This window comes from Streptomyces sporangiiformans (assembly GCF_005768555.2).
Lineage (GTDB): Bacteria > Actinomycetota > Actinomycetes > Streptomycetales > Streptomycetaceae > Streptomyces > Streptomyces sporangiiformans.
Genome location: NZ_VCHX02000047.1, coordinates 82372 through 108707 on the forward strand (window position 1 = coordinate 82372; position 26336 = coordinate 108707).

At 68.3% G+C, this 26336-nt stretch carries 18 protein-coding genes; 13 read left to right on the forward strand and 5 right to left on the reverse strand.

The features are described from left to right. Positions 1-71: 71 nt before the first annotated feature. On the reverse strand, positions 72-3878 hold the full coding sequence (locus FGD71_RS04230; protein WP_181359118.1) for a GH92 family glycosyl hydrolase: 3807 nt from the start codon (positions 3876-3878) through the stop codon (positions 72-74). A gap of 454 nt (positions 3879-4332) precedes the next feature. Here FGD71_RS04230 and ngcE point away from each other — a divergent pair, with 454 nt between their 5' ends. The 4 genes from ngcE to FGD71_RS04250 all read left to right on the forward strand — a co-directional run bounded on the left by ngcE (position 4333) and on the right by FGD71_RS04250 (position 8297). Next, the gene (gene ngcE / locus FGD71_RS04235; RefSeq protein ID WP_119099013.1) at positions 4333-5781 is read left to right on the forward strand and encodes an N-acetylglucosamine/diacetylchitobiose ABC transporter substrate-binding protein; all 1449 of its coding nucleotides are present in this window, start codon (positions 4333-4335) and stop codon (positions 5779-5781) included. Positions 5782-5878: 97 nt separating this feature from the next. Next, positions 5879-6808, forward strand: a complete 930-nt coding sequence (locus tag FGD71_RS04240) for a carbohydrate ABC transporter permease (RefSeq protein WP_119099066.1) — start codon at positions 5879-5881, stop codon at positions 6806-6808. A gap of 55 nt (positions 6809-6863) precedes the next feature. Continuing rightward, positions 6864-7784, forward strand: coding sequence for a carbohydrate ABC transporter permease (locus FGD71_RS04245; protein WP_240436384.1), 921 nt, complete (start codon positions 6864-6866; stop codon positions 7782-7784). A 123-nt stretch (positions 7785-7907) separates the two neighbouring features. Beyond that, positions 7908-8297: a VOC family protein gene (locus FGD71_RS04250; RefSeq protein ID WP_119099014.1), complete on the forward strand. Its 390-nt coding sequence runs from the start codon at positions 7908-7910 to the stop codon at positions 8295-8297. Between the two features lie 42 nt (positions 8298-8339). Here FGD71_RS04250 and FGD71_RS04255 read toward each other — a convergent pair whose 3' ends face one another. Then, on the reverse strand, positions 8340-9239 hold the full coding sequence (locus FGD71_RS04255; protein ID WP_119099068.1) for a helix-turn-helix transcriptional regulator: 900 nt from the start codon (positions 9237-9239) through the stop codon (positions 8340-8342). Positions 9240-9342: 103 nt separating this feature from the next. Between FGD71_RS04255 and FGD71_RS04260 the strand changes: the two genes are divergently transcribed. The 8 genes from FGD71_RS04260 (at position 9343) to FGD71_RS04295 (ending at position 21300) form a co-directional block, all read left to right on the forward strand. Then, positions 9343-10869: an MFS transporter gene (locus FGD71_RS04260; RefSeq protein ID WP_119099069.1), complete on the forward strand. Its 1527-nt coding sequence runs from the start codon at positions 9343-9345 to the stop codon at positions 10867-10869. 298 nt (positions 10870-11167) lie between these two features. Then, positions 11168-12367 carry an ROK family transcriptional regulator gene (locus FGD71_RS04265; RefSeq protein WP_119099015.1) on the forward strand — a complete coding sequence of 400 codons (1200 nt, stop codon included), beginning with the start codon at positions 11168-11170 and terminating at the stop codon, positions 12365-12367. Between the two features lie 133 nt (positions 12368-12500). Further along, positions 12501-13601, forward strand: coding sequence for an ABC transporter substrate-binding protein (locus FGD71_RS04270; RefSeq protein WP_119099016.1), 1101 nt, complete (start codon positions 12501-12503; stop codon positions 13599-13601). 182 nt (positions 13602-13783) lie between these two features. Continuing rightward, positions 13784-14575: an ATP-binding cassette domain-containing protein gene (locus FGD71_RS04275; protein WP_162931017.1), complete on the forward strand. Its 792-nt coding sequence runs from the start codon at positions 13784-13786 to the stop codon at positions 14573-14575. Then, a complete protein-coding gene (locus tag FGD71_RS04280) occupies positions 14572-15873 on the forward strand; it encodes a sugar ABC transporter permease (RefSeq protein ID WP_119099018.1) in 1302 nt (433 codons plus the stop codon). Before FGD71_RS04275 ends, FGD71_RS04280 begins: the two co-directional genes overlap by 4 nt. Before the next feature lie 272 nt (positions 15874-16145). Next, on the forward strand, positions 16146-18077 hold the full coding sequence (gene dxs, locus FGD71_RS04285) for a 1-deoxy-D-xylulose-5-phosphate synthase (RefSeq protein WP_119099019.1): 1932 nt from the start codon (positions 16146-16148) through the stop codon (positions 18075-18077). Positions 18078-18218: 141 nt separating this feature from the next. Further along, positions 18219-19745, forward strand: a complete 1527-nt coding sequence (locus FGD71_RS04290; RefSeq protein WP_119099020.1) for an amino acid permease — start codon at positions 18219-18221, stop codon at positions 19743-19745. Positions 19746-19842: 97 nt separating this feature from the next. Then, complete coding sequence (locus FGD71_RS04295; RefSeq protein WP_119099021.1) at positions 19843-21300, forward strand: ArnT family glycosyltransferase; 1458 nt, start codon at positions 19843-19845, stop codon at positions 21298-21300. Between the two features lie 51 nt (positions 21301-21351). Here FGD71_RS04295 and FGD71_RS04300 read toward each other — a convergent pair whose 3' ends face one another. After that, positions 21352-21726, reverse strand: coding sequence for a PIN domain-containing protein (locus FGD71_RS04300; protein ID WP_119099022.1), 375 nt, complete (start codon positions 21724-21726; stop codon positions 21352-21354). A gap of 69 nt (positions 21727-21795) precedes the next feature. On the opposite strand from FGD71_RS04300, the gene FGD71_RS04305 reads away from it, so the two are divergent. Next, positions 21796-22824 carry a PLL family lectin gene (locus FGD71_RS04305; protein ID WP_119099023.1) on the forward strand — a complete coding sequence of 343 codons (1029 nt, stop codon included), beginning with the start codon at positions 21796-21798 and terminating at the stop codon, positions 22822-22824. Positions 22825-22942: 118 nt separating this feature from the next. On the opposite strand, the gene FGD71_RS04310 is transcribed toward FGD71_RS04305, so the two are convergent. After that, complete coding sequence (locus FGD71_RS04310) at positions 22943-25072, reverse strand: 3-hydroxyacyl-CoA dehydrogenase NAD-binding domain-containing protein (RefSeq protein ID WP_119099024.1); 2130 nt, start codon at positions 25070-25072, stop codon at positions 22943-22945. Next, positions 25069-26286: a thiolase family protein gene (locus FGD71_RS04315; RefSeq protein ID WP_119099025.1), complete on the reverse strand. Its 1218-nt coding sequence runs from the start codon at positions 26284-26286 to the stop codon at positions 25069-25071. Before FGD71_RS04315 ends, FGD71_RS04310 begins: the two co-directional genes overlap by 4 nt. Positions 26287-26336: the final 50 nt, after the last annotated feature.

The following is a 26336-nucleotide window of genomic DNA, read 5'->3' on the forward strand; positions in this document are numbered from 1 at the left end:
CGGCTGCGGGTTCGTTGTGGCTGGTCGCGCAGTTCCCCGCGCCCCTCACGGGCGCGGGGAACCTGCGTGCCTCAGGCCAGCAGCTCCACCTCCGCGAGTGTCGCCTCGCCGTCGAGGACCAGGCGGTAGTGCCGGTACGTCCCCGGTGACCCGACCGAGAACGCCCGTGTCTGCTTGTCCCACGTGAAGGATTCACCGGAACGCCGGTCCAGGTCCTTCCACTCACCGCCGTCGGACGAGCCCTGCAGGATCCAGCCCTTGGGGGCCTTCGCGCGGTCGGCGGAGGTCAGCGTGTACTGAACTGCCTTGGACTCCTGGGGGGTCGGCAGTTCGACAGACGCCGTGACTGCCGCGTCCGTCGCAGAGGTGTTGTCGAACAACGCTCCGTCGCCCTCGAGGGCATCGCCCCGCGGCGACGGCACCTTGTCGTCCTGCGTGATCGACACGGGCGCCGCGTCCTTCCCCGTGCCCCACGACGACGGCCTCGGCCCCATGTCGAACTCCAGGACCCCACCGCGGGCGATCAGCGCGTGCGGAAGCGAAGTGGATTTCCACGTACGGCCGTTGACCTTCACCCCCTGCACGTACACGTTCTTCGCGCTGTTCTTCGGGGCCCTGACGACCAGCTCCTCGCCGTTCTCCAGATGGACGGTCGCCTTGGTGAACAGCGGTGAGCCGATGGCGTACTCACCGCTGCCCATCACCAGTGGATAGAAGCCGAGCGCCGAGAAGAGGTACCAGGCCGACTGCTCGCCGTTGTCCTCGTCGCCGTGATAGCCCTGGCCGATCTCGCTGCCGGTGTACAGGCGGGAGAGCACCTCTCGCACGTTCTTCTGGGTCTTCCAGGGCTGCCCGGCCGCGTCGTACATGTAGGTGGCGTGGTGGGCCACCTGGTTGGAGTGGCCGTACATGCCCATCCGTACGTCTCGGGCCTCGGTCATCTCATGGATGACGCCGCTGTACGAGCCCTTGAACTCGGGCGAGGCGGTCTCCGGGGTCGCGAAGTACTCGTCGAGCTTCTCCGCGAGGCCCGGCCGTCCGCCGTACAGGTTGGCGAGGCCGCGCGAGTCCTGGGGCGCGGTGAAGGCGTACCCCCACCCGTTCGTTTCGGTGTAGTCGTAACCCCACACCCGCGGGTCGTACTCGGACGACTCCACCCGCCAGGCGCCCTTTTCGTCGCGGCCCTGGAAGAAGCCGGCCTTGGGGTCGAAGAGCCGGACGTAGTCCCGCGCGCGGTTGAGGAAGTACGCGGACTCCTCCTGGTAGCGCTTCTCGCCCGTCTTCTTGTAGAGGGCCTGGCCCATCTTCGCGATGCCGTAGTCGTTGAGGTAGCCCTCCAGCGCCCACGACAGGCCCTCGTCGGTCTCGGTGCTGGTGTAGCCGAGGAAGGGCGAGGTCGTCATGCCCTTGCGGCCGACGCCCGAGGACGGCGGGACGACGGTCGCGTTCTTCAGGGCCGCCTCGTACGCCGACTTCGCGTCGAAGCCGACGCCCTTGACGTAGGCATCGGCGAACGCCACGTCCGACGAGGTGCCGGTCATCAGGTCCGCGTACCCGGGCGAGGACCAGCGCGAGGTCCAGCCGCCGTCCTTGTACTGCTGCACGAAACCGTCGACCATTTCCCCCGCCTGGCGAGGGGTGAGCAGCGAGTACGCCGGCCAGGTCGTCCGGTACGTGTCCCAGAAGCCGTTGTTGACGTACACCTTGCCGTCGACGATCTTCGCCCCGGTGTGCGTCGGCGTGTCCGGGCCGGGCATCGGGGAGAACGGCGAGGCGTACTGGTACTTCGAACCCACCTTCTCGAAGCCGGAGTTGGGATAGAGGTACAGCCGGTAGAGGCTGGAGTACAGCGTCGTCAGCTGGTCCGGCGTCGCGCCCTCGACCTCGACCTTGCCGAGGATCCGGTCCCACTGCCGCTGGGCGCGTGACATGACCGTGTCGAAGGACGTGCCGTCCGGGATTTCCTGGCGGAGATTGTCCTTGGCCTGGTCGACGCTGATGAGGGAGGTCGCCAGACGCAGCGTGACCCGGCGGTCGGCGCCCGCGTCGAAGCGCAGATGGCCCTTGACTCCCGAGGAGCTCCCGTCGGTCACCGGCGCGTCGAAGACCCCGTACACGAACAGCCGCGTCGCGCCCGTCGACAGTCCGGACTTCACGTCCGAGTAACCGGTGACGACCCCGTTCTCCTTGTCCAGGGTCAGCCCGGCCTGGTCCGTGACGTTGTCGAAGAGCACGCTCGCGTCGTCACCGGGATAGGTGAAGCGGAGCGCCGCCGCGTGGTCGGTCGGCGCCATCTCCGCCTTGAGGCCGTTCTCGAACCGGACCCCGTAGTAGTACGGGCGCGCCGTCTCGTTCTCGTGCCGGAAGGCGAGCGCGCGGGCGGCGCGGCCGGTGTCCGGTGTTCCGGCCGCGGCCGACGGCATCACCTGGAAGGTCTGCCGGTCGCCCATCCAGGGGCTGGGCTCGTGACTCGCGCTGAACGCCTGGATGGTGGGCAGGTTGTCCGCGTTGTTCGCCCGCGCGTAGTCGTACAGCCAGCTGAGCGATCCCGCGTTGGTGACCGGCGTCCAGAAGTTGAAGCCGTGCGGTACGGCCGTCGCGGGGAAGTTGTTGCCGCGTGAGAAGCCGCTGCTGGAGTTGGTGCCGCGCGTGGTCGAGGCGTAGTCCGACAGGTGGGCCTTGGGTTTCTCGGGCTTCTTGACGCGCAGCGCGAGATCGTCCAGCCAGCCGCGGAACTTCGCGGGGCCCTTCGGGGAGTCGTATGCGACGAGGATTCGGTCGACGGTCCGGCCGGCCGCGACGGAGCCGATCCGCGAGACGACGTTGTTCCACTGATTGACGTACAGGACCTTGGCCGCGCCCTGGCCCTGCGGCGTCAGCGCGAACCCGTGCTGGTCGGTGGCGCGCAGGTCACTCAGATGGGTGCCGTCCGTGAAGGCCAGGTCCACGGACACGTTCGTGGCGTCGTAGTCGCGGTCGGCGTCCGCCATCGCCGGGAAGATCCGGTACGCCAGCTCGGTGTTCCGCCCGACCTCGACGTTCACGTCGAAGACCTTGTTGTACGAGTAGGCGCGGCCGTCCGTCCGGTGTGTCCCCGCGTACCGCAGGGCCTGCTTGCCGGTGAAGCCCGCCCGCGCCTTGGCGGTCGGGGAGCCGTTCGGCCCGCGGTCCACGAGCGAGAGCATGTCCCGGGGCGCGGGCTCCTCGCCGCCGCCGGTCGATAACTGCACGTCGGCCAGTTGCGTGGCGTCGGGGGCGCCGTTGTTGCGCGTGATGTCGAGCCGGAAGTGCTGGTACTCGGCCGGGGCGGCGAGGTCGTACGACTTTGTCTGGAATCGTTTGTCGAAGACCTCGCCCGAGCGGCTGTCGAGGGTCTTCCAGTCCTTGCCGTCCGTGGAGCCCCGCAGGTTCCAGTCCCTGGGGTCGCGCTCGTCGTGGTCGTTGGCCGACGTCAGCGCGTAGGTGACGACCTTGACCGGAGCGTCCAGGTCGAACTCCACCCAGCCGGTGGGCGCGAAGGTCAGCCACTTGGTGCTCGGTTCACCGTCGACGAGGTTCTCCTTCACCTCGCCCGCGCCCGTGTGCTCACCGCTCGCCCGGACGTCCGTGACGTGGTCGGTCACGTTGCCGGGGATGCCGCTGCTGTAGCCGCCGTCCACGCCTGATGAGCGTTTTGTGCCGTCAGGCGATGTATCGACTGTATTGAGCCAGTCCGGTGCGGGATCGTCCGTCTCGAACGAGGAGGCGAACTCCCGGTCGGCGGCCGCCGCTTCACCTGGCCGGGCGACGGCGGCGCCCTGCGAGGTCATCACCAGTGCGAAGGCGGTCACTCCGAGGACCGCCGTGGAAGCCCATCTGTGCCGAGCTCTGTGCTGCATGCGCGAGCAGCCTCCTTGCGCGTGGACAACGTTGTCAACTTCGCTGCGCAAGGTTCAATAGGGGGTCAAGTTGCCGGTGATGTCAAGGTTGCCGAATGGGCCGTCCCGTGCGTTCTCGGCCAATTTTCTGTCAGCGGAATGCGACGGGTGCGTGATATTTCCGGGAGGTCTCAACTCGGGAAAGATGATGGGGTGCCCCGCTCCCGATCTTGCTCCCTGGACGGGAAGTGGACTATACCTGTCGGCGTCTGCTCGGCCGTTCGAACAGGTCGTCAACAGGCAGGGGCAGGGGGACACCGGAGGCGCGGCGCACGCCGACTGCCGCCATTCCCGCTGATCCTGGTGCTGAAATGTGCAAGACCTCCAGTCAAGTGCAAGACCAGCTTCACCACACCGCGGTGCCGGGGAGGGTCCGGTTCACCGCCTGAGTCCTGGAGAAGGCGAGGACTTGAGCATGGGATCCACTTCCGCCCACAGTGACCATGAGGGTGTCGGCCGCCGCGATCTGATCAAGCGGTCCGCCGCACTCGGCCTGATCGCCGTGCCCACCATGAGTTTCCTGTCCGCGTGCGCCAGCGGTGACAGCGGCAGCGACGAAAAGGTCGACAAGGGCAAGAAGAGCAAGGAGAACCCGCTCGCCGTCAACGAGAGCGCGCCGCTGGAGATCGTCATCTTCGACGGCGGTTTCGGCACGAAGTACGCCGAGGACGCCAAGGCGGTCTACGAGCAGAAGTTCCCCAAGTCGAAGGTCAAGTTCTCGTCGACGCAGAAGATCCAGTCGGTCCTGCAGCCTCGATTCAACCAGGGCACCCCGCCGGACCTGATCGACAACTCCGGTGCCGAGCAGATGGACATGGGCGTCCTCGTCGGCAAGAAGCAGCTCGCCGACCTGACGCCGCTGCTGGACGCGCCGTCCGTCGACGACCCGAGCAAAAAGGTCCGGGACACTCTTCGCCCCGGCGTCGTCGAGATGGGCCAGTTCGACGGCGACCCGATCTGGATCATGTACTACGCGTACACCGTCTACGGCGTGTGGTACTCCCAGAAGGCGTTGGAGTCGCTTGACGCGACCTACCCGGAGACCTGGGACGACATGCTCGCGGTCTGCGCGAAGGCGAAGAAGAAGGGCATGGCGGGCTGGACGTACGCCGGCAAGCACCCGTACTACCTCCCCTTCTCGCTCTACCCGATGATCGCCAAGGTCGGCGGCCGAGAGGTCCTCGACGCGATCGACAACCTGGAGCCGAACGCCTGGAAGCACCCCGCGGTCAAGACCTGCTTCGAGGCGTACTACGAGCTCTTCAAGAAGGGCTACATCCTCAAGGGCACCCCGGGCCTGGACCACATCCAGTCCCAGACCGCCTGGACAGAGGGCAAGGCGCTCTTCATCCCCAACGGTTCGTGGGTGGAGAACGAAGCGGCGAAGACCATGCCGAAGGACTTCGCGTGCACGGTGTCGGCGCCGACAGGTATCGACAGCTCGGACAAGATGCCCTTTGGCACCATCTGGGCGTCCGGCGGCGAGCCCTTCATCGTTCCCGCCAAGGCCAAGAACCCTGACGGCGGCATGGAGCAGCTGCGCATCATGCTCAGCGAGGCCTCGTCGAAGAACTTCACCAAGTCCGTCAAGTCGCTGACCGCGCTCGACGGCGGCACCGACGGCATCGAGCTGACTCCGGGCCTGACGTCCGCGATCGCCGCCCTCGAGAAGGCCGGCGACAACGTGGTCAACCCGCGCATCCAGGACTGGTACGTGGCGCTGCAGAAGGAGAAGATCGGCGTCGGCGGACTCGGCGAGATGATGGCGGGGCGGCTCACCCCGGCCGAGGCCATCAAGAAGATCCAGGGCTACGCCGACGAAGCCGCCAAGGACGACACCATCAAGCACTACAAGCACCAGTGAGCGCGGCCTGGGGCCCCGGGCCGGGACCCGGTGCCCCAGGCTCTCGATGTGCGGCGCCGGTGTCGGCAGCGCCCGCCAGAAGATGGGGTCCGAAGGAATGCAACACGGCAAATACCGTTTCATCGTGGGGTTCTTGGCGGCGCCCCTGGCCATTTACGTCCTCTTCGTGATCTGGCCTTTCATCCAGTCCATCTACTATTCGTTCACGGACTGGAGCGGTCTGAGCCCCGAGTTCAAAATGGTGGGCTTCAAGAACTTCACGAGGCTGCTCGACGACGAGGTCTTCTGGAAGTCCTTCCAGCACAGCGTGATGTTCGTCGTGTTGCTGCCGCTGGTGACGCTGACGCTGGCGCTGTTCTTCGCCTTCATGCTGAATGTCGGGGGACGGCGCCGGAAGAACGCCGCGATCGCGGGCGTCCGCGGCTCCTCCTTCTACAAGGTCGTCTATTTCTTCCCGCAGGTACTGTCGATCGCGATCGTCGCCCTGCTGTTCCAGTTCGCCTACAACCCCAATAGCGGAGCGCTCAACTCCGCGCTGAAGGCGGTGGGCCTGGATAATGTCCAGCCCGACTGGCTGGGCGATCCCGACCTCGCCCTGTGGTGTGTCTTCGCGGTTCTCGTCTGGTGCACCGTCGGCTTCTTCGTAGTGCTGTTCTCCGCCGGAATGGCCTCGATTCCCAAGGACTACTACGAGGCCGCGCTGCTCGACGGCGCGAACCGCATCACCACGTTCTTCAGGATCACCCTGCCGCTGCTCTGGGACACGGTGCAGTCCGGCTGGGCCTATATGGGCATCCTGGCGCTGGGCGCGGAGTCGTTCGCGGTCGTGCAGATCATGACGGTGGGGCCGAACGGCGGCGGCCCCGACTATTCGACGACGGTCCTGCCGCTGTACGTCTACCAGAAGGCGTTCCGTGACGGTCAGGCCGCCTACGCGACGACGATCGGTGTCGCCCTGCTCGTCCTGACGCTGCTGTTCGTGGCGGTCGTGATGAGGCTGGGCCGGCGCGAGCGGCTGGAGTACTGATGCGGACGGAGCTGACCGGGCTGACCAAGCTGACCGAGTCGCGAGGAGGACACGAGTGAAGACGACCGACACGCCTCCCGCCGACGCCACCGAGGAGCCGGCGCCCGTCACCAAGACGACCGGCGTGCCCGCGCCGCGGGAGAAGTCCGCCGAGGGCAGGACCCTCAATGTCTTCTCGCACGGCATGCTCATTCTCTGGGCGTTCATGGTCGTGATGCCGCTGCTGTGGGCGGTGATGACCTCGTTCAAGGCGGACCGGGACATCTTCAGCTCGCCGTGGGCGCTGCCCGACACGCTGCACTTCGACAACTGGTCGCGCGCCTGGACCGAGGCGCACATGAGCGACTACTTCCTCAACACGGTGATCGTGGTGGGCTTCTCGCTCGTCGGCACCATGCTGCTGGGCTCCATGGCGGCGTACGTCCTCGCGCGCTTCGAGTTCCCCGGGAACCGCTTCATCTACTTCCTCTTCATCGGAGGAATGAGCTTCCCGATCATCCTGGCGCTGGTCCCGCTGTTCTACGTCATGCAGAACCTTTCGCTGCTGAACACGCTGCCCGGGCTGATCCTGGTCTACATCGCGTACTCGCTGCCGTTCACGGTGTTCTTCATGACGGCCTTCTTCCGTACGCTGCCGACCTCGGTGGCCGAGGCGGCCTTCGTGGACGGCGCCTCGCACACCAGGACGTTCTTCCAGGTGATGCTGCCGATGGCCAAGCCCGGTCTGATCAGCATCAGCATCTTCAACTTCCTGGGCCAGTGGAACCAGTACATGCTGCCGACGGTCCTCAACACCGAACCCGACGGCAAGGTGCTCACCCAGGGCCTCGTCCAACTGGCCGTCAGCCAGGGCTACAAGGGCGACTGGTCCGGCCTCTTCGCCGGCCTCGTGATGGCGATGCTGCCGGTACTCGCCGCCTACATCGTCTTCCAGCGCCAGGTCGTACAGGGCCTGACGGCGGGCGCCCTGAAGTAGCCACGCCCCGGAAAGCCGCGACCGGCAACGGTGTCGCCGTACTAGGATCTACGGCGACATCGCGTGCCGGTCACCGACTGGGTGAGGCATGGAGGTGTCGGGAGATGCCCTCGGAGGCATTCCTTGTCAGTCGAGTTGAACCACACGATCGTCCACGCCCGGGACAACCGGGAATCCGCGGAGTTCTTCGCGGACCTGCTGGGTCTTGAGATCACCGCCGAGTGGGGCCCGTTCATCGCTGTCGGCCTGAGTAACGGCGTCACGCTGGACTTCGCCGCGATCCCTGCGGACAGGATCACCCCCCAGCACTACGCCTTCCTGGTCTCCGACGAGGAGTTCGACGCGGCGTACGCGCAGATCGAGCGGCGTGGCATCGAGCACTACGCCGACCCGCACCGCAAACAGCCCGGAATGATCAACCAGAACGACGGCGGCCGCGGCGTGTACTTCATGGATCCGGCGGGTCACGCCATGGAACTCATCACCGTGCCGTACGGCGGCTGGACCTCGTAAGCACCTGCGCTGAGGGCCGCACCCCGCCACGGAGCGCGGCCCTCAGGCGTCGGGATGCCGGGCCGTCTCGGAGAGGGCGACCGCAGGATCCTGCTGATCGGCGACCTGGCTGGACAACAGGCGCAGCGCGTCGGCCGAGGTGCTGTCGTTGGGTGTGTAGACCTCAAGCCGGTGGTCGGGGCTGTCGGGCTGTAGCCACACCTGGTAGTCGACGTCGGCCCCTCCGACGGTCGGGTGTTGCAGGCGCATGGTGCCCACGGTGCAGTCCGCGACGTCGCCTTTGGCCCATAGCGTGGCGAAGTCGCGGCTGCGCATGGCGAGTTCGCCGATCAGTTCGGCCAGTCGGGCGTCGGTGGGATACCTGCCCGCGGTGAGCCGCAGGTAGGCGACATGGGTTCGGGCCAGTTCATCCCAGTTTCGGTGCAGGTCGCGCGTGAGGGAGTCGAGGAAGAACATCCGAGGGATGGACGGCCGTCGCGCGAGATCGTGCGGCGCGTCGAAGTCGACGTGTTCTGCGACGAGAGCATGTCCCGTGCGATTCCAGGCCAGTACGTCGCCGCGGCGGCCGAGCACGACGGCCGGAGTGGTCTCACCCAGGGACGCCAGGAGCGCCAGTACTCGTGGGTGAGGCCTTTCGGGGCGGGGACGGACCAGCCGTGAGGTGGTGGGCTGACGGGCGAGGTTGTGCAGGTGGGCTGTCTCGGCCGGATCGAGCTGGAGCACGCCTGCGAGCGCGTCGAGGACCTGTTGGGAGGCCGTACCGGCCTGGCCCTGTTCCAGACGTGTGTAGTAGCCGGCACTCACTCCGGCGAGCTGGGCGAGCTCCTCGCGACGCAGGCCCGGTACGCGGCGGGTGGTGCCGTAGGTGCGCAGTCCGACGTCGGCGGGCGTGACCCGGTCGCGGCGGGTCTTGAGATAGGCCCCGAGGCTCTCCAGTTCCATGACTGCGAGCGTAGGCGCGACGGTCCGTGGCTGGGTGTCCCTGAGAGGTGTACCCATGACGCGGGTCTGGCTGCCGAGGGGACGGCGCCGCACCGTCAAAAGCATGAACGAACAGCGTGTTTCTCACTCTTCCGGGCTGCGGGCGTGGCTCGGTCTGCTGGTGGTGCTCGGGCCGGTGCTGCTGGTCGCGATGGATGGTTCGGTCCTGTTCCTGGCGATGCCCAAGGTCTCCGAGGCGCTGTCGCCGACCGCCGATCAGGCGTTGTGGATCCTGGACGTCTACGGATTCGCCGTCGGGTCCCTGCTCATCGCGTTCGGCAACATCGGCGACCGTCACGGCCGGCTGAAGCTGCTGATGACCGGCGCGGCGGTGTTCGGTGTCGGCTCGGCGGGAGCGGCCTTCGCACCCGGGCCGGAGCTGCTGATCGCCTTCCGGGCGCTGATGGGCGTGGCCGGTGCCACGCTGCTGCCGTCGGCGCTGGCGGTACTCGGCGAACTGTTCACCGACCCACGCCGGCGGGCGAGCGCGATCGGGATCTTCGCAGCCACCTTCGCCGCCGGGTTCGCGATCGGCCCGGTCGTCGGCGGACAGCTGCTGAGCCGCTTCTGGTGGGGATCGGTCTTCCTGATCAATCTCCCCGTCGTCGTACTGTTCCTGCTTCTGGCCCCGGTCCTGCTCCGCGAGGTGCGCGCCACCCGGACCGGCCGCGTCGACGTCTTGAGCGTTCTGCTCTCCGCTGCGGGCATCCTGCTGACCGTCTACGCGATCAAGCACGCTGCCGCGGAGGGGCCGGCAGCGGCCCCGGTGGCCACGGGGATCGTCGGCGTCGTCACCCTGGGCTGGTTCGTCCGGCGGCAACCGCGCCTCGAACACCCCCTGATCGACTTCCGCCTCTTCCGCGACCGGGTGTTCACGATCGCGGCCATCACCGGGCTTCTGCCTCTGGCCGCATGGTCGGCGGTGGCCTACCTCGGGGGCATCTACCTCCAGTCCGTCCTCGGACTGACCGTCCTGGACGCGGCTCTTGTCGCGCTCCCCGGCGCCGCTGTGCTCACCGTCACCTGCATCGTCACTCCGGCACTGGTCGCGCGTACCGGCACACGAGCAGCGCTCATCACCTGCCACTCCTTCATCGCCGCAGGTCTGCTCCTGCTGATGCCCACCAGCGTCTTCGGCGGGATCGGTTGGTACATCGCATCCACCGTCGTCGCCGGCATCGGCTACGGCATCTCCTTCAGCGTCGTCGCCGACACCGCCGTCGCCGCCGTTCCCGCAGAACGCGCCGGCTCCGCGGCGGCGATCGCCGAGACCAGCAACGAGATCGGCAACGCCCTCGGCATCGCGCTCCTCGGCTCGCTGGCCGCCCTGATCTTCCGGCTCCAGGGACCCGATCTTGCCGGCACCCTCAACGAGACACTCCAGATCCCCGGCCTCGCACCCGCGGTGATCGGCGACGCGAAGAGCGCCTTCATCTCCGGTCTGCACGCCGCTGCCGCCATCGCGGGCATCCTCCACGGCGCACTCGCAGTCATCGCCCTGCGCTGGATACCCAGAACGTTCCTCAGCACGGGCGACGCCGGCACGGAGCCCCTGGCCCAGGACGCCGACGAAGGAAGCCGCGTGCGATGACCCATGCCGACTCCCGGCTCAGCGTCGAGGGCCGACTGCTCCTCGTTGAGCGCTGCCGAACCGCCGAGCCGGCCGCGTCGAGAACGTCGGCGGTTCGCGGTTCGCTCGGGCGTACTTTCGTTCACGGCCGAGAAGCGCGCTGCGGGGCTTTCGGGGGCGGATCCTCGTTCGGGTGGCCCGTTGCTCCAGATCAGCTCAACCTCTTGACGGGAGGCGACCGCAACGGCTCAGCTTAGAGTTCACTAGTTGGACATAGGCGGGGCCTTCGCCGCGGCCGCCCCGTACGCAGGAGGTCGTCGTGGAGACTCCGGGGTCTCAGTCATCGCTGCACCGAGCAAATCTCGAACGGGTTGTCCGTGCGGTGCGCCTCGCCGGATCGCTCACGCAGGCGGAGATCGCCAGGACGACGGGCCTGTCCGCCGCGACGGTCTCCAATATCGTCCGGGAACTCAAGGACGGCGGAACGGTCGAGGTCACGCCCACGTCGGCCGGCGGCCGACGGGCCCGCAGCGTCAGCCTGAGCGGCGACGCCGGCATCGTGATAGGGGTCGACTTCGGGCACACCCATTTGCGCGTCGCAATCGGAAACCTCGCGCACCAGGTGCTCGCCGAGGAGTCCGAGCCGCTGGACGTGGACGCCTCCGCCGCGCAGGGCCTCGACCGGGCCGAACAGCTGGTCAGCCGGTTGATCCTGGCCACCGGTGTCGACCGCGCCAAGATCGCGGGCGTGGGCCTCGGCGTACCGGGCCCGATCGACGTGGAGTCCGGAACGCTCGGCTCGACCGCCATCCTGCCGGGCTGGACCGGTACCAAGCCCGCCGAGGAGCTGCGGGCGCGGCTCGGCGTGCCGGTGCACGTGGACAACGACGCCAACCTCGGTGCCCTCGGCGAGCTGGTGTGGGGCAGCGGCCGGGGGGTCAAGGACCTCGCGTACATCAAGGTGGCCAGCGGTGTCGGCGCCGGCCTGGTGATCAGCGGCCGGATCTACCGTGGCCCGGGTGGCACTGCGGGAGAAATCGGGCATATTACTCTTGATGAGTCCGGCCCCGTCTGTCGCTGCGGAAACCGGGGCTGTCTGGAGACCTTCGCGGCCGCGCGCTATGTGCTGCCGCTCCTCCAGTCCAGCCACGGCACGGATCTGACGATGGAAGCTGTCGTACGGCTGGCGCGGGACGGGGACCCTGGCTGCCGTCGTGTGATCGCCGACGTCGGCCGACATATCGGCAGTGGAGTCGCCAACCTTTGTAACTTGCTCAACCCGAGCCGGGTTGTCCTCGGCGGTGATCTCGCGGAGGCCGGTGAGCTGGTGCTCGGGCCCATAAGGGAGTCGGTCGGCCGCTATGCCATCCCCAGTGCGGCACGTCAGCTTTCCGTTCTTCCAGGGGCACTTGGCGGTCGTGCGGAGGTCCTCGGGGCGCTCGCTCTCGCACTCAGCGAGATGGGAGATTCGACCCTTTTGGACGGAACCCTTTCGGCGGCCACGCCTGCCTTCACTTAGAGAACGGATGGCACCGTTGCCATCTCGTTAAGGATTTACTTCTTGACGTCGCACTTTGGGCCGAGTTGACTTCCAGCCACCTCGGTCGCACTGTCGCGGCCTTGTCAGGGAGGTTTCTGAAGTGAATACGCGTATGCGTCGTGTCGCCATTTCCGTCGCGGCAGGGGCGATGGCTGCCTCGCTCGCGGCCTGCGGCAGCGCCGCGGAGTCCGGCGGTGACAGCGATGAGACCGCGAGCAAGGGCGACGCGATCAAGGTCGGTCTGCTCCTTCCGGAGAACCAGACCGCGCGTTACGAGAAGTTCGACAAGCCTCTGATCGAGAAGAAGGTCAAGGAGCTCACGAACAACAAGGGTGAGGTCGTCTACGCCAACGCCAAGCAGGACGCCACCACCCAGAACCAGCAGGTCGACACGATGATCACCAACAAGGTGGACGTGCTGATCGTGGACGCGGTGGACTCCAAGGCCATCGAGAACTCCGTCAAGAAGGCCAAGGACGCGGACATCCCCGTCGTCGCGTACGACCGCCTCGCCCAGGGCCCGATCGACAGCTACGTCTCGTTCGACAACGAAGAGGTCGGCCGCGTTCAGGGCAAGGCGCTCCTGGACGCCCTCGGCGACAAGGCCACGCCCTCCGCCAAGATCGTCATGATGAACGGCGCGATCACCGACCCGAACGCCGCCCAGTTCAAGAAGGGCGCGCTGTCCCAGCTCCAGGGCAAGGTCGACGTCGCGAAGTCGTACGACACCAAGGAGTGGAAGCCGGAGAACGCCAACGCCAACATGGAAGGCGCGATCTCCGCGATCGGCAAGAACAACATCGTCGGTGTCTACTCCGCCAACGACGGCATGGCGGGCGGCATCATCACCGCCCTGAAGGCCGCCGGCGTCTCCCCGCTCCCGCCGGTCACCGGCCAGGACGCCGAACTCGCGGGCGTGCAGCGCATCGTCTCGGGCGAGCAGTACATGAGCGTGTACAAGCCCTACCCGCAGGAGGCGGACGTCGCCGCGGAGATGGCCGTCGCTCTCGCCAAGGGCGAGAAGCTCGACTCCATCGCCAAGGAAGACGTCGACAGCCCGACCGAAAAGGGCATCCCCTCGGTCCTCGTGCCCGTTGTCTCGCTGACCAAGGACAACATCAACGACACGGTCATCAAGGACGGCATCTACACGGTCGACGAGATCTGCACGCCCAAGTTCAAGGCCGACTGCGACAAGATCGGCCTCAAGTAAGTACCGCAAGTCCCTTTCTACGTACAGGAATTCGTCTTTGAATTTCAGTACGGGACGCGCGTACTCGAAGCCCCTCCGGCGCCCCGCACACACCAGCCCCGCAAGCTCGGGCGGGGCGCCGGAAGGAACACCCCTCCACAACTTTTCTGCACAACCTCCCGCCGGGTCAGGCGGCGAAGGAGATGGTTCACGTGTCCGCTACGCCTGTGCTGGCGTTGCGCGGGGTCTCCAAGCGGTTCGGCGCCGTCCAGGCGCTCACCGACGTAGAGCTCGAGGTCCACTCCGGTGAGGTGGTCGCCCTGGTCGGCGACAACGGCGCCGGCAAGTCCACGCTGGTGAAAACCATCGCCGGCGTCCACCCCATCGATGAGGGCGTCATCGAATGGGACGGGAAGTCCGTCCAGATCAACAAGCCGCACGACGCCCAGAACCTGGGCATCGCGACGGTCTACCAGGACCTCGCGCTGTGCGACAACATCGACGTCGTCGGCAACCTCTACCTGGGCCGGGAGCTCAAGAGACGCGGCGTCCTCGACGAGGTCGAGATGGAGCGCCGCGCCCGCGAGTTGCTCACCACGCTGTCGATCCGCATCCCCAGCGTGCGCATCCCGATCGCCTCGCTCTCCGGTGGCCAGCGCCAGACCGTGGCCATCGCCCGCTCCATGCTCGGCGAGCCCAAGCTGGTCATACTCGACGAGCCCACCGCGGCCCTCGGCGTCGAGCAGACGGCCCAGGTCCTCGACCTGGTGGAGCGGCTGCGCGAGCGCGGCCACGCCGTGATCCTCATCAGCCACAACATGGCCGACGTGAAAGCCGTCGCCGACAAGGTGGCGGTGCTGCGGCTCGGCCGCAACAACGGCGTCTTCGAGGTGAAGTCCACCTCACAGGAAGAGATCATCTCCGCCATCACCGGCGCCACGGACAACGCCGTCACCCGTCGTGCGGCCCGCAGTTACGGGGAGGCTCAGAAGTGAGCATCGACAAGACGAAGAACGCCACCCTGGAGCCTTCGGGCGGTGTCGTCGAGAACCCTGAGGCGGCCGTCGGCGCGGACGTCGCGGTGGACCCGCGACTGCTGGTGCGTGAGCGCGGCTTCGCCGGCTACATCATCGAATTCAAGCGCAAGCTGCGCGCCGGAGACCTCGGCTCGATCCCGGTCGTCGTCGGCCTGATCATCATCGGCGCCATCTTCCAGAGCCTGAACTCGGCCTTCCTGTCCGCCGAGAACCTCAACAACATCGCCGTCGCGATGGTTGCGACCGGCATGATGTCCGTCGGCATCATCTTCGTGCTGCTGCTCGGCGAGATCGACCTGTCGGTCGGCTCCGTCAGCGGTGTCGCGGGCGCCATCGCGGCCGTACTCAGCGTCACACACGGCATGACCGAGTGGCAGGCCGTGGTCATCGCCCTCGTCGGCGGCGCGCTCATCGGCGCCATCCATGGCTTCTTCTTCGCAAGGATCGGCGCGCCCGCGTTCGCGGTCACCCTGGCCGGCCTGCTGTTCTGGCTCGGCTTCATGCTCCAGATCCTGGGTGAGAACGGCACCATCAACCTCGACAGCGACGGTCTGATCGGCAAGCTGACGACGTACTACTTCTCGGACGTCGCCGCCGCCTACGGGCTCGCCACCATCGCGGTGGTCGTCTTCTTCGTCACCTCCTTCCTGGACAGCAGACGCCGCGAGGCCGCGGGCGTCCCGTCCCGGCCGCTCAGCGAGATCGTGCTGCGCACGGTTCTGCTGGCGATCGTCGGGTACGCCGCCGCGATCATGTTCAACCAGTACAAGGGCCTGCCCCTCGCGCTGCTGCTGTTCATGCTGGTCCTGGTGACGACCGACTTCGTCCTGCGCCGCACGGGCTACGGCCGCAAGATCTTCGCGCTCGGCGGCAGCGTCGAGGCCTCTCGGCGTGCCGGTATCAACGTCACGGCGGTACGGATCTCGGTCTTCGCCCTGGCCGGCTTCTTCGCCGCGGTCGGCGGTCTGTTCTGGGCCTCCAAGATCGCCGCGGCCAACCAGAGCGCCGGCGCGGGTGATCTTCTGATGAACGTGATCGCGGCAGCCGTGATCGGCGGCACCAGCCTCTTCGGTGGACGCGGCCGTACGTGGAACGCGCTGCTGGGTGTCATGGTGATCACCTCGATCCAGTACGGCCTCGCTCTTGAAGGCATCGCCACGCCGATCCAGTACATGATCACCGGCAGTGTGCTTCTCGCCACGGTGGTGATCGACTCCGTCACGCGTAAGACCCAGAAGACGGCGGGTCGCGCGTAGCGCTCCGCGAGGGCCCGGCTGCGCCCAAGAGCTCGATTGAATGGGCTGTTCGGCGGCTGCGGGTCGGTCGTGGCCGGCCGCGCCCATGCGGCGGAGCCGCACGATGTCACTTCCCCGCGCCCCTTCAGGGCGCGGGGAACTGCTTTTCGCGCCTGTCCGGGGCTGATCGCGTGACAAAGAAGGCACTGAGCCCGGCCTTCCCCGTTACAGGCGGAACATTAGACTCGACGAGCCCGGCAAAGCTCGAACAGCTCTACTGCAAGGAGGCACGGGTGCCGCTGCTGACCCGTATCAGGGGACCGCGCGATCTGGACCGGCTCAGCCCGGAGCAGCTGGAACAGCTGGCCGAGGAGATTCGGACCTTCCTCGTCGAGGCGGTCTCCAAGACCGGCGGCCACCTCGGCCCCAACCTCGGTGTTGTCGAGCTCACCATCGCGCTGCACCGCGTCTTCGAATCCCCGAAGGACAAGGTGCTGTGGGACACGGGACACCAGTCCTACGTCCACAAGCTGCTCACTGGTCGTCAGGACTTCACCCGGCTGAAGATGAAGGACGGCCTGTCCGGCTATCCCTCGCAGGCCGAGTCCGAGCACGACGTCATCGAGAACTCGCACGCCTCCACGGTCCTCGGCTGGGCCGACGGCCTCGCGAAGGCCAACGAGGTCCTCGACCGGGACGACCACGTGGTCGCGGTCATCGGGGACGGTGCCCTCACCGGCGGCATGGCCTGGGAGGCGCTCAACAACATCGCGGACGCCAAGGACCGCCCGCTCGTCATCGTCGTCAACGACAACGAGCGTTCGTACGCGCCCACGATCGGCGGCCTCGCCAACCACCTGGCGACGCTGCGCACGACCGACGGCTACGAGCGCTTCCTGGCCCGCGGCAAGGACATCCTGGAGCGCACCCCGGTCCTCGGACGGCCGCTGTACGAGACCCTGCACGGCGCGAAGAAGGGGCTGAAGGACTTCATCGCGCCGCAGGGCATGTTCGAGGACCTCGGCCTGAAGTACGTCGGACCCATCGACGGCCATGACATCGAGGCCCTGGAGTCCGCGCTCGCCCGCGCCAAGCGCTTCGGCGGTCCCGTCATCGTGCACTGTCTCACCGAGAAGGGCCGCGGCTACCAGCCCGCCCTCCAGGACGAGGCGGACCGCTTCCACGCCGTCGGCAAGATCCACCCGGACACGGGCCTGCCCATCGCGTCCTCCGGCGCCGACTGGACCTCCGTGTTCGGCGAGGAGATGGTCAAGCTCGGCAAGGAGCGTGAGGACATCGTCGCCATCACGGCGGCCATGCTCCAGCCCGTCGGCCTCGAGAAGTTCGCCAAGTCCTTCCCGGACCGGGTGTACGACGTCGGCATCGCCGAGCAGCACGGCGCGGTCTCGGCGGCGGGCCTGGCGACCGGCGGACTGCACCCCGTCTTCGCCGTCTACGCGACCTTCCTCAACCGCGCCTTCGACCAGGTCCTGATGGACGTCGCCCTGCACAGGTGCGGGGTCACGTTCGTCCTCGACCGGGCCGGCATCACCGGCACCGACGGCGCCTCCCACAACGGCATGTGGGACATGTCGATCCTCCAGGTCGTACCCGGCCTCAGGCTTGCCGCGCCGCGCGACGCCGACCAGGTCCGCGCCCAGCTGCGGGAGGCCGTCGAGGTCGATGACGCGCCGACCGTGGTGCGCTTCTCCAAGGGCGCGGTCGGACCGGCCGTCCCCGCGGTGGGCCGCGTCGGCGGCATGGACGTCCTGCGTGAACCGGGCACCGACACCCCGGACGTGCTGCTCGTCTCGGTCGGCGCGCTGGCGCCGATGTGCCTGGAGATCGCCGATCTCCTCGACAAGCAGGGCATCTCCACCACGGTGGTCGACCCGCGCTGGGTCAAGCCCGTCGACGAGGCCATGGCCCCGCTCGCGGAGCGGCACCGCGTGGTCGTCACCGTCGAGGACAACTCCCGCGTCGGCGGCGTCGGTTCGACGATCGCGCAGGCTCTGCGCGACGCGGGCGTCGACGTACCGCTGCGCGACTTCGGTATCCCGCCGCGCTTCCTCGACCACGCCTCCCGCAAGGAGGTCATGGCGGAGATCGGCCTGACCGCGCCGGACATCGCCCGCCAGGTCACCGGCCTCGTCTCCAGGATCGACGGCCGCTTCTCGGGTGCCGACGCGGGCGCCGTCGACTCCGTGGAGCCCGCGCGCGACTGACGTCCCCACAGGTTCGTACGGGCCGGTTCCGGCACTCGGCAGGGTGTCGGAACCGGCTCTTTTTTGGCGTGAACTCGTGGTGCCGGGGCATACGACCACCGCTCATCCATGTCGACGACGACAAGCGCGGGAGGTATGCCTGTGAGCAACGCCCTCTTCCGGACGAAGAGTGTCGAACAATCTGTAAGAGACACTCAGGAACCCGAACACGCGCTCAAGAAGTCGCTCTCCGCCCTGGACCTCACCGTCTTCGGCGTCGGAGTGATCATCGGCACTGGCATCTTCGTCCTCACGGGCCAGGTGGCCAAGGACGTGGCCGGTCCCGCCACCGCGATCGCCTTCGCCGTCGCGGGCGTCGTCTGCGGACTCGCGGCCCTGTGCTACGCCGAGTTCGCCTCCACCGTCCCGGTGGCCGGATCGGCGTACACCTTCTCGTACGCCTCCCTCGGTGAGCTGCCCGCCTGGATCATCGGCTGGGACCTGGTGCTGGAGTTCGCGCTCGGCACGGCGGTGGTCGCCGTCGGCTGGTCCGGCTATGTCCGCTCGCTGCTGGACAACGCGGGCTGGCATCTGCCGGACGCGCTGGCCGGGCCGGACGTGGCCGACGGGTTCGGCTTCGACATCCTCGCCTTCGCCCTGGTGCTGCTCCTGACGGCCGTCCTCGTCCTCGGGATGAAGCTCTCCGCGCGCGTCACCTCGATCATCGTGGCGATCAAGGTGACCGTGGTCCTGGTCGTGATCATCGCGGGCGCCTTCTTCATCAAGGCCGACAACTACAAGCCCTTCATCCCGGAAGAGCAGTCGCAGCAAGCGGGGAACGACCTCCAAGCGCCGCTCATCCAGCTGGTGTTCGGCTACGCGCCCACCAACTTCGGTGTGATGGGCATCTTCACCGCCGCCTCCGTCGTCTTCTTCGCCTTCATCGGCTTCGACATCGTCGCCACCGCCGCAGAGGAGACGCGCAATCCGCAGCGCGACATGCCCCGAGGCATCCTCGGCTCCCTCTTCATCTGCACCGCGCTCTACGTCGCCGTGTCGATCGTCGTCACGGGCATGCAGCACTACAGCAAGCTGTCCGTGGACGCCCCGCTCGCCGACGCCTTCAAGGCCACCGGGCACTCCTGGTACGCCGGGTTCATCAGCTTCGGCGCCGCCGTCGGCCTGACCACCGTCTGCATGATCCTGCTGCTCGGCCAGACCCGAGTCTTCTTCGCGATGAGCCGCGACGGACTGCTGCCCCGCTTCTTCTCCCGCGTCCACCCCCGCTACAAGACGCCGCACCGGCCGACCATCCTGCTCGGCGTGGTGATCGCGACACTGGCGGGCTTCACCAGCCTCAGCGAGCTCGCCGAACTGGTGAACATCGGCACGCTCTTCGCCTTCGTCGTCGTGGCGATCAGCGTCGTCATCCTGCGCCGCACCCGCCCCGAACTCCACCGCGCCTTCCGCACCCCGCTGGTGCCCTGGGTGCCCATCCTGTCCGTGCTCGCCTCGCTGTGGCTGATGCTCAACCTGCCGGCCGAGACCTGGGTGCGGTTCGCGGGCTGGATGGCGGTCGGCTTCGTCGTCTACTTCCTCTACGGCCGCTCCCACAGCCGTATGGAGGGGACCGCGGACCTCGCCGCCGATCGACAACACGAGGTAACCGGAACCAACGACACGCAGTAACCGCCCCGGTCTTCGCACGGGGCGCATTCGAATTGGGCGGTTCATCCCTGTATGTTCCGCTTCGGTGGAGGTCGAGGGGCCGGATAGCGTGCACAGCATGCTCGCCGAGCCCCTCGTCTCGTCACGCTCCGGATACGAGCCCGCGGGCGTCCGCCCCTCCGGTTACTGGACACGGCTGCTGCCGTCCCTGGCCGTCCTGGCCTGCGTCACCAGGATCCCCTCCTTCCGGCTCCCGCTGTGGAACCCGGACGAGGGCTATCTCGCCGTCCAGGCCCGGCTGCTGGCCGCCGGCGGATCGCTGTACGAGACGGTGGTGGACCGCAAGCCGCCGCTCGTGCCGTGGCTCTACCAGGGAGCGTTCACGCTCTTCGGCGACGGCTCGCTGACGTCCGTGCGGGTGTGCGCGGTCCTCGCGCAGCTGCTGACCGCCGTGCTGCTCGTCTCCCTCGCCCGGCGCCGCTGGGGCGACGGCCCGGGGCGCGTCGCCGGGGTGCTGTACCTGCTCTCCTCCATCGGGCTGCATCCCGAGGACGCGCAGGCCGCCGCCTTCGAGATCTTCATGCTCCCCTGCACGGCCGCCGCGATGTGGTGCGCCGACCGAAGCCGCTGGGGCGCCGCGGGCGCGGCCGTCGCCTGCGCCGCCCTGGCCAAGCAGACCGGCGGGGCGGTCCTGGTGCCCGTGCTGTGGCTGCTGTGGCGCGGCGGGGGATCCCGAAAGGGTCTGGTACGCCTGGGCGTCGGGGCCGTACTCCCGCTGCTCGGCGCGGTACTGGTCACCGATCCCGCCGGGTTCCTGTTCTGGACGGTGACCGGCTCGGGCGCGTACGCGTCCTTCGCGGGCTCCGAACTCCACATCGCGGGCCGGGCGTTGACCAACACCACGATCCTGGGCGTGGGCTGCGCGGGTCTGATCCCGCCGGTCGTACGCGTGCTGCGCGTCGCCCGCACGGGAGCGGCGGACCTGTGGCTGTGGCTGGCCTCGTCGGCCGTCGCGGTCCTCCTCGGCTTCCACTTCTTCGGCCACTACTTCCTGCAACTGACGCCGCCCCTCTCCCTGTTGGCGACGGCCGCCCTCCAGATCCTGCCCCCCGCCCGTCTGGCGACGGCCCTGCTCACCTCGGCCTGCTGCTGCGCCCTGTTCCTTTCCTGGGGGCTGCTGGCGCCCCGCCCCGACCTCGCGCACGCGGCACGTGTCGCGGCCGCCGTGGCCCAGCGCACCGCTCCCGGCGAGCGGGTCCTCGTCTGGGGGATACACCCCGAGACGTACTGGCTGGCCGACCGTACCCCCGCCACCCGCTACCTCACCGCCGGTCTGCTCACCAACTACAGCGGCGGCCGCGACGGCCCCCGGGTCGGCGAGAAGTACGCCGTCGAGGGCGCGTGGCCGGTGTTCCGCGAGGAGCTCACGGCCCATGCGCCGGCCCTCGTCGTCGACGACTCGGGCGGCAAGCCGTACGCCCCGCACCGGCTGCCCTGGCTGGGGCGGCTGCTGGCGGCCGAGTACGAGCGGGCGGGACTGGTGGACGGAGCGGTGCTCTACGCACGCGTTCCGTAGTGGTGGCGGTGGCGGTGGTCGTAGCGGTTGCCGAGCCCCGAGGACGGGGGGTTACGGGCGTACGGTCCGGGGGCCGGTCACCTCGGCGCCCAACGCGCCCACTCTGCTTCGCAGTTCGCGGTCGGCCGTGACGACCAGGCAGCGGCGTTCCCCGGCTTCGGCGGCCAGCTCCACGATGCGGTCGTCCCCGCTGCCGGGCGCCGACTCGACCCGTACGCCCGCGACGGAGGGCACTCCGCGGGCGGCTCCCTCGACTACGAGGACGACTTCCAGGGGACCCGGGAAGTCCGGCAGGCCTTCGTCGGCGTACGGCACCAACAGGTCCCGCAGGCGTTCCGCCGCCCCTCGGCGGTCCCGCCACCAGCCGTCGGGGACCGAGCCGACCACGTTCGCGGCGTCGACGATCACGAGGAGAGGGGCGTTCATGAGGCCAGGGTCGCACGGGGCGGATCCCGCGGCCCCGACTACAGTGGGGGAGTGTCGATGGTCCCTACAGTGAACGGCGCCTGGCTCCTGCGCGGCCGGGACGGCCGACTCAGCGCTTACGCTTCCCGGGACGAGGCCGTGTGGTGCTGGGCGGAGCGAAACCCGGGAGGCCCGTGGAGCGCGCCGCGTACGGTGGGCGGCGACCAGCGGGTGCATCCCGTGCTGGCCGTGGGCCAGGGCACCGACGGTTACGCCCACCTGGTCTCCTGGCGTCCCACCGGAGCTGGGGAGGCGGGACTCGTCCACTCCACGCACTTCCGCCCGCATCTCGCCGCACTCGACTGGAACCGGCTCGGGCACCCCAACCAGAAGGGGCAGCAGACCGGCGTTCCGGCCGTCGCTGTCGACGCGGAGGGCCGCGCCCACGTCTTCGTACGCAACAGGGGCGGCGGCGTCAGCATGCGCGGCCAGAAGGAACGCGGCGGCTGGGGCCCGTGGCGTGATCTGAAGGGCCGTGAGGTGGAAGGCGAACTGACGGCCGTGACCCGGGCGTCCGGGCGCGTCGAGCTGTACGCGACGTCACCGGCGGGGATCCTGCGCTGGACGCAGGCGGGGCCGGGGCACATACCCGCGCTCGACGACGAACCGCTGAAGGCGGCGGCCCGGCCGGGCACCCTGCGGGCCCTTTCCACCTCCGACGAGCACGTGACCGTGTTCTTCACCGACGAGTCGGACATGCTGTGCGCCTGGCGGCCCGGCACGGAGCCCGCCGAACTGCTGCCGAGCGCCGGACCCGGCCCGGTGTCCGCCCTCCGCTTCACGCTCGACGGCATCGACTGCACGCTGCTCGCCCAGCGCTCCGCGAGCGGCCGGGTCGCCTTCGCCGCCTACCCGACCGAGCAGGAGTCCGCCGGAGCCTGGTGGACCGAGTCGGGACCCCAACTGCCCGCGGACGCACAGCTGTCGCTGGGCGAGGACCACGAGGGCAAGGTCGTGGCGGCGCAACTCCAGCCGGGCAGCGGGGAGTTGCTGACGACCCGCCGGAAGGCGGAGCCGGGACTCGCCCTTCAGGCGTGGCGCAGCTTCGTCCTCACGTAACACCGGTGCCCGGCACACCAGTTGGTGTGCCGGGCAGCAGCGCCCTTTTCAGGGGCGCGGGGAACTGCGCGACCAGCCACAGACGGGACCGCAGTTTCCCGACCGCTCAAGCCGAGTGCTACGCGGGAACGCTGGCCACGCCCGGCTCCAGGAATCGCTTCCCGTTCACCCGCTCGGAGACGTCCTCACGGTCCAGGTACGGCGTGATGCCGCCCAGGTGGAAGGGCCAGCCGGCGCCGGTGATCAGGCACAGGTCGATGTCCTGGGCCTCGGCGACGACGTCCTCGTCGAGCATGATCCCGATCTCCTGGGCGACGGCGTCGAGCACCCGGGCACGCACCTGCTCCTCGGTCAGGACGGTGTCGCCCTGCTTGAGCAGCGCGGCAACCTCCGGGTCCAGCTCCGGCTTCCCGCTGTCGTACACGTAGAAGCCGCGCTTGCCCGCCTTGACGACGGCGGCGAGGTTCGGGGAGACCTTGAAGCGGTCCGGGAACGCGCCGTGCAGCGTCTCGGAGACATGCAGGCCGATCGCCGGGCCGACCAGCTCCAGCAGCACCAGCGGAGACATCGGCAGTCCGAGGGGCTCGACGGCCTTCTCGGCGACCTCGACCGGGGTGCCCTCGTCGATGACGTTCTGGATCTCGCCCATGAAGCGGGTGAGGATGCGGTTCACGACGAACGCCGGGGCGTCCTTGACCAGGACCGCGGTCTTCTTCAGCTTCTTGGCGACGGCGAACGCCGTGGCCAGGGAAGCGTCATCAGTCTGCTCGCCGCGGACGATCTCAAGGAGCGGCAGAACCGCGACCGGGTTGAAGAAGTGGAAGCCCACGACCCGCTCGGGGTTCTTGAGCTTCGACGCCATCTCGGACACCGACAGCGAAGACGTGTTCGTGGCGAAGATGGCGTGCGCCGGGGCGACCGCCTCGACCTCCGCGAACACCTGCTGCTTGACGCCGATCTCCTCGAAGACGGCCTCGATGACGAAGTCGGCGTCCGAGAAGCCCTCCGCCTTGTCGAGGACACCGGTGACCAGGGCCTTCAGGCGGTTCGCCTTGTCCTGGTTGATCCGGCCCTTGCCGAGCAGCTTGTCGATCTCGGCGTGCACGTAACCGACACCCTTGTCGACCCGCTCCTGGTCGATGTCGGTCAGTACGACCGGCACCTCCAGGCGGCGCAGGAAGAGCAGTGCGAGCTGGCTGGCCATCAGACCGGCGCCGACCACGCCCACCTTGGTGACCGGACGGGCCAGGGACTTGTCCGGGGCGCCCGCCGGGCGCTTGCCGCGCTTCTGGACCAGGTTGAACGCGTAGATGCCGGCGCGCAGTTCGCCGCCCATGATCAGGTCGGCGAGGGCCACGTCCTCGGCGTCGTACCCCTGCTGCAGGTCGCCGTTCTTGGCCGCGGCGATGATGTCCAGCGCGCGGTACGCGGCCGGGGCCGCGCCGTGCACCTTGCTGTCCGCGATGAAGCGGCCCCGCTCGACAGCCTGGTCCCAGGCCTCGGTGCGGTCGATGACCGGGCGCGTGACCTCGGTGTCGCCGTTGAGGACGGACGCCGTCCACACCAGCGACTGCTCAAGGAAGTCCGCGCCCTCGAAGAGGGCGTCGGCGATGCCGAGGTCGTAGACCTGCTGGCCCTTGAGCTGCTTGTTCTGGTTGAGCGAGTTCTCGATGATGACGGTGACGGCGTTGTCCGCGCCGATCAGGTTCGGCAGCAGGGTGCAACCGCCCCAGCCCGGGACCAGGCCCAGGAAGACCTCGGGAAGCGAGAACGCGGGCAGCGCCTTCGACACCGTGCGGTACTTGCAGTGCAGACCGACCTCGACGCCGCCGCCCATCGCCGCGCCGTTGTAGTACGCGAAGGTCGGCACGGCCAGCGCGGAGAGGCGCTTGAAGACCTCGTGGCCGCCCTTGCCGATGGCGAGCGCGTCGTCGTGGTTCTTCAGCAGCTCGACGCCCTTGAGGTCCGCGCCGACGGCGAAGATGAACGGCTTGCCGGTGACGCCGACACCGACGATCTCGCCGGCCGCGGCCTCCTTCTCGACCTGGTCGATGGCGGTGTTGAGGTTCGCCAGCGAAGCCGGGCCGAAGGTGGTCGGCTTGGTGTGGTCGAGACCGTTGTCCAGCGTGATGAGCGCGAAACGGCCCGCGTTGGCCGGCAGGTCGAGATGGCGCACGTGCGCCTGTGTCACGACCTCGTCGGGGAACAGCTCGGCCGCACCCTTCAACAGCTCAGTGATGGTGCTCACTTGTCCCCCTCGAAGTTCGGGTTCTCCCAGATGACCGTCGCGCCCATGCCGAAGCCGACGCACATGGTGGTCAGGCCGTAGCGGACGTGCGGCTGCTCCTCGAACTGGCGGGCCAGCTGCGTCATCAGGCGGACGCCGGAGGAGGCCAGCGGGTGGCCGAACGCGATGGCGCCGCCGTACTGGTTGACGCGCGCGTCGTCGTCCGCGATGCCGTAGTGGTCAAGGAAGGCCAGGACCTGGACGGCGAACGCCTCGTTGATCTCGAAGAGGTTGATGTCCTCGATCGACAGGCCCGCCTTGGCGAGGGCCTTCTCGGTCGCCGGGATCGGGCCGTAGCCCATCACCTCGGGCTCGACGCCCGCGAAGGCGTACGAGACCAGGCGCATCTTGACCGGCAGGTCGTTCTCGCGAGCGAAGTCCTCGGAGGCGATGATCGAGGCGGTGGCGCCGTCGTTCAGACCGGCCGCGTTACCGGCCGTGACCCGGCCGTGGACGCGGAACGGGGTCTTGAGACCGGCGAGGTTCTCCAGGGTCGTACCCGGGCGCATCGGCTCGTCGGCGGTGACCAGGCCCCAGCCCGTCTCACCCGCCTCCTCGTTGGTGCGGCGTACGGAGATGGGCACCAGGTCGGCCTGGATCTTGCCGTTGGCGTACGCCTTGGCGGCCTTCTCCTGCGAGCGCACGGCGAACTCGTCGGCGCGCTGCTTGGTGATGTGCGGGTAGCGGTCGTGCAGGTTCTCCGCGGTCATGCCCATGAACAGGGCCGACTCGTCGACCAGCTTCTCGCTCACGAACCGCGGGTTCGGGTCCACACCCTCGCCCATCGGGTGGCGGCCCATGTGCTCGACGCCACCGGCGATGACGGCGTCGTACGCGCCGAAGGCGATCGAACCGGCCGTGGTCGTCACGGCGGTCAGCGCGCCCGCGCACATGCGGTCGATCGAGTAGCCGGGGACGGACTGCGGCAGCCCGGCCAGGATGCCCGCGGTGCGGCCGATGGTCAGGCCCTGGTCGCCGATCTGCGTGGTCGCGGCGATGGCGACCTCGTCGACCTTCTTCGGGTCGAGACCCGGGTTGCGGCGCAGCAGCTCCCGGATCGCCTTCACGACGAGGTCATCGGCGCGGGTCTCGTGGTAGATGCCCTTCGGGCCCGCCTTGCCGAACGGTGTGCGGACGCCGTCGACGAAGACGACGTCCCTGACGGTACGAGGCACGATGGCTCTCCTCCAGATGCGGGATGGCACTGCTGCGCGGCACACACGCC

Bases quoted from the DNA above. Each gene is read 5' to 3' on its own strand.
- FGD71_RS04230 (WP_181359118.1), bottom strand. From the start codon at position 3,878: ATGCAGCACAGAGCTCGGCACAGATGGGCTTCCACGGCGGTCCTCGGA.
- ngcE (WP_119099013.1), top strand. From the start codon at position 4,333: ATGGGATCCACTTCCGCCCACAGTGACCATGAGGGTGTCGGCCGCCGC.
- FGD71_RS04240 (WP_119099066.1), top strand. From the start codon at position 5,879: ATGCAACACGGCAAATACCGTTTCATCGTGGGGTTCTTGGCGGCGCCC.
- FGD71_RS04255 (WP_119099068.1), bottom strand. From the start codon at position 9,239: ATGGAACTGGAGAGCCTCGGGGCCTATCTCAAGACCCGCCGCGACCGG.
- FGD71_RS04260 (WP_119099069.1), top strand. From the start codon at position 9,343: ATGAACGAACAGCGTGTTTCTCACTCTTCCGGGCTGCGGGCGTGGCTC.
- FGD71_RS04270 (WP_119099016.1), top strand. From the start codon at position 12,501: ATGCGTCGTGTCGCCATTTCCGTCGCGGCAGGGGCGATGGCTGCCTCG.
- FGD71_RS04275 (WP_162931017.1), top strand. From the start codon at position 13,784: ATGGTTCACGTGTCCGCTACGCCTGTGCTGGCGTTGCGCGGGGTCTCC.
- FGD71_RS04295 (WP_119099021.1), top strand. From the start codon at position 19,843: ATGCTCGCCGAGCCCCTCGTCTCGTCACGCTCCGGATACGAGCCCGCG.
- FGD71_RS04300 (WP_119099022.1), bottom strand. From the start codon at position 21,726: ATGAACGCCCCTCTCCTCGTGATCGTCGACGCCGCGAACGTGGTCGGC.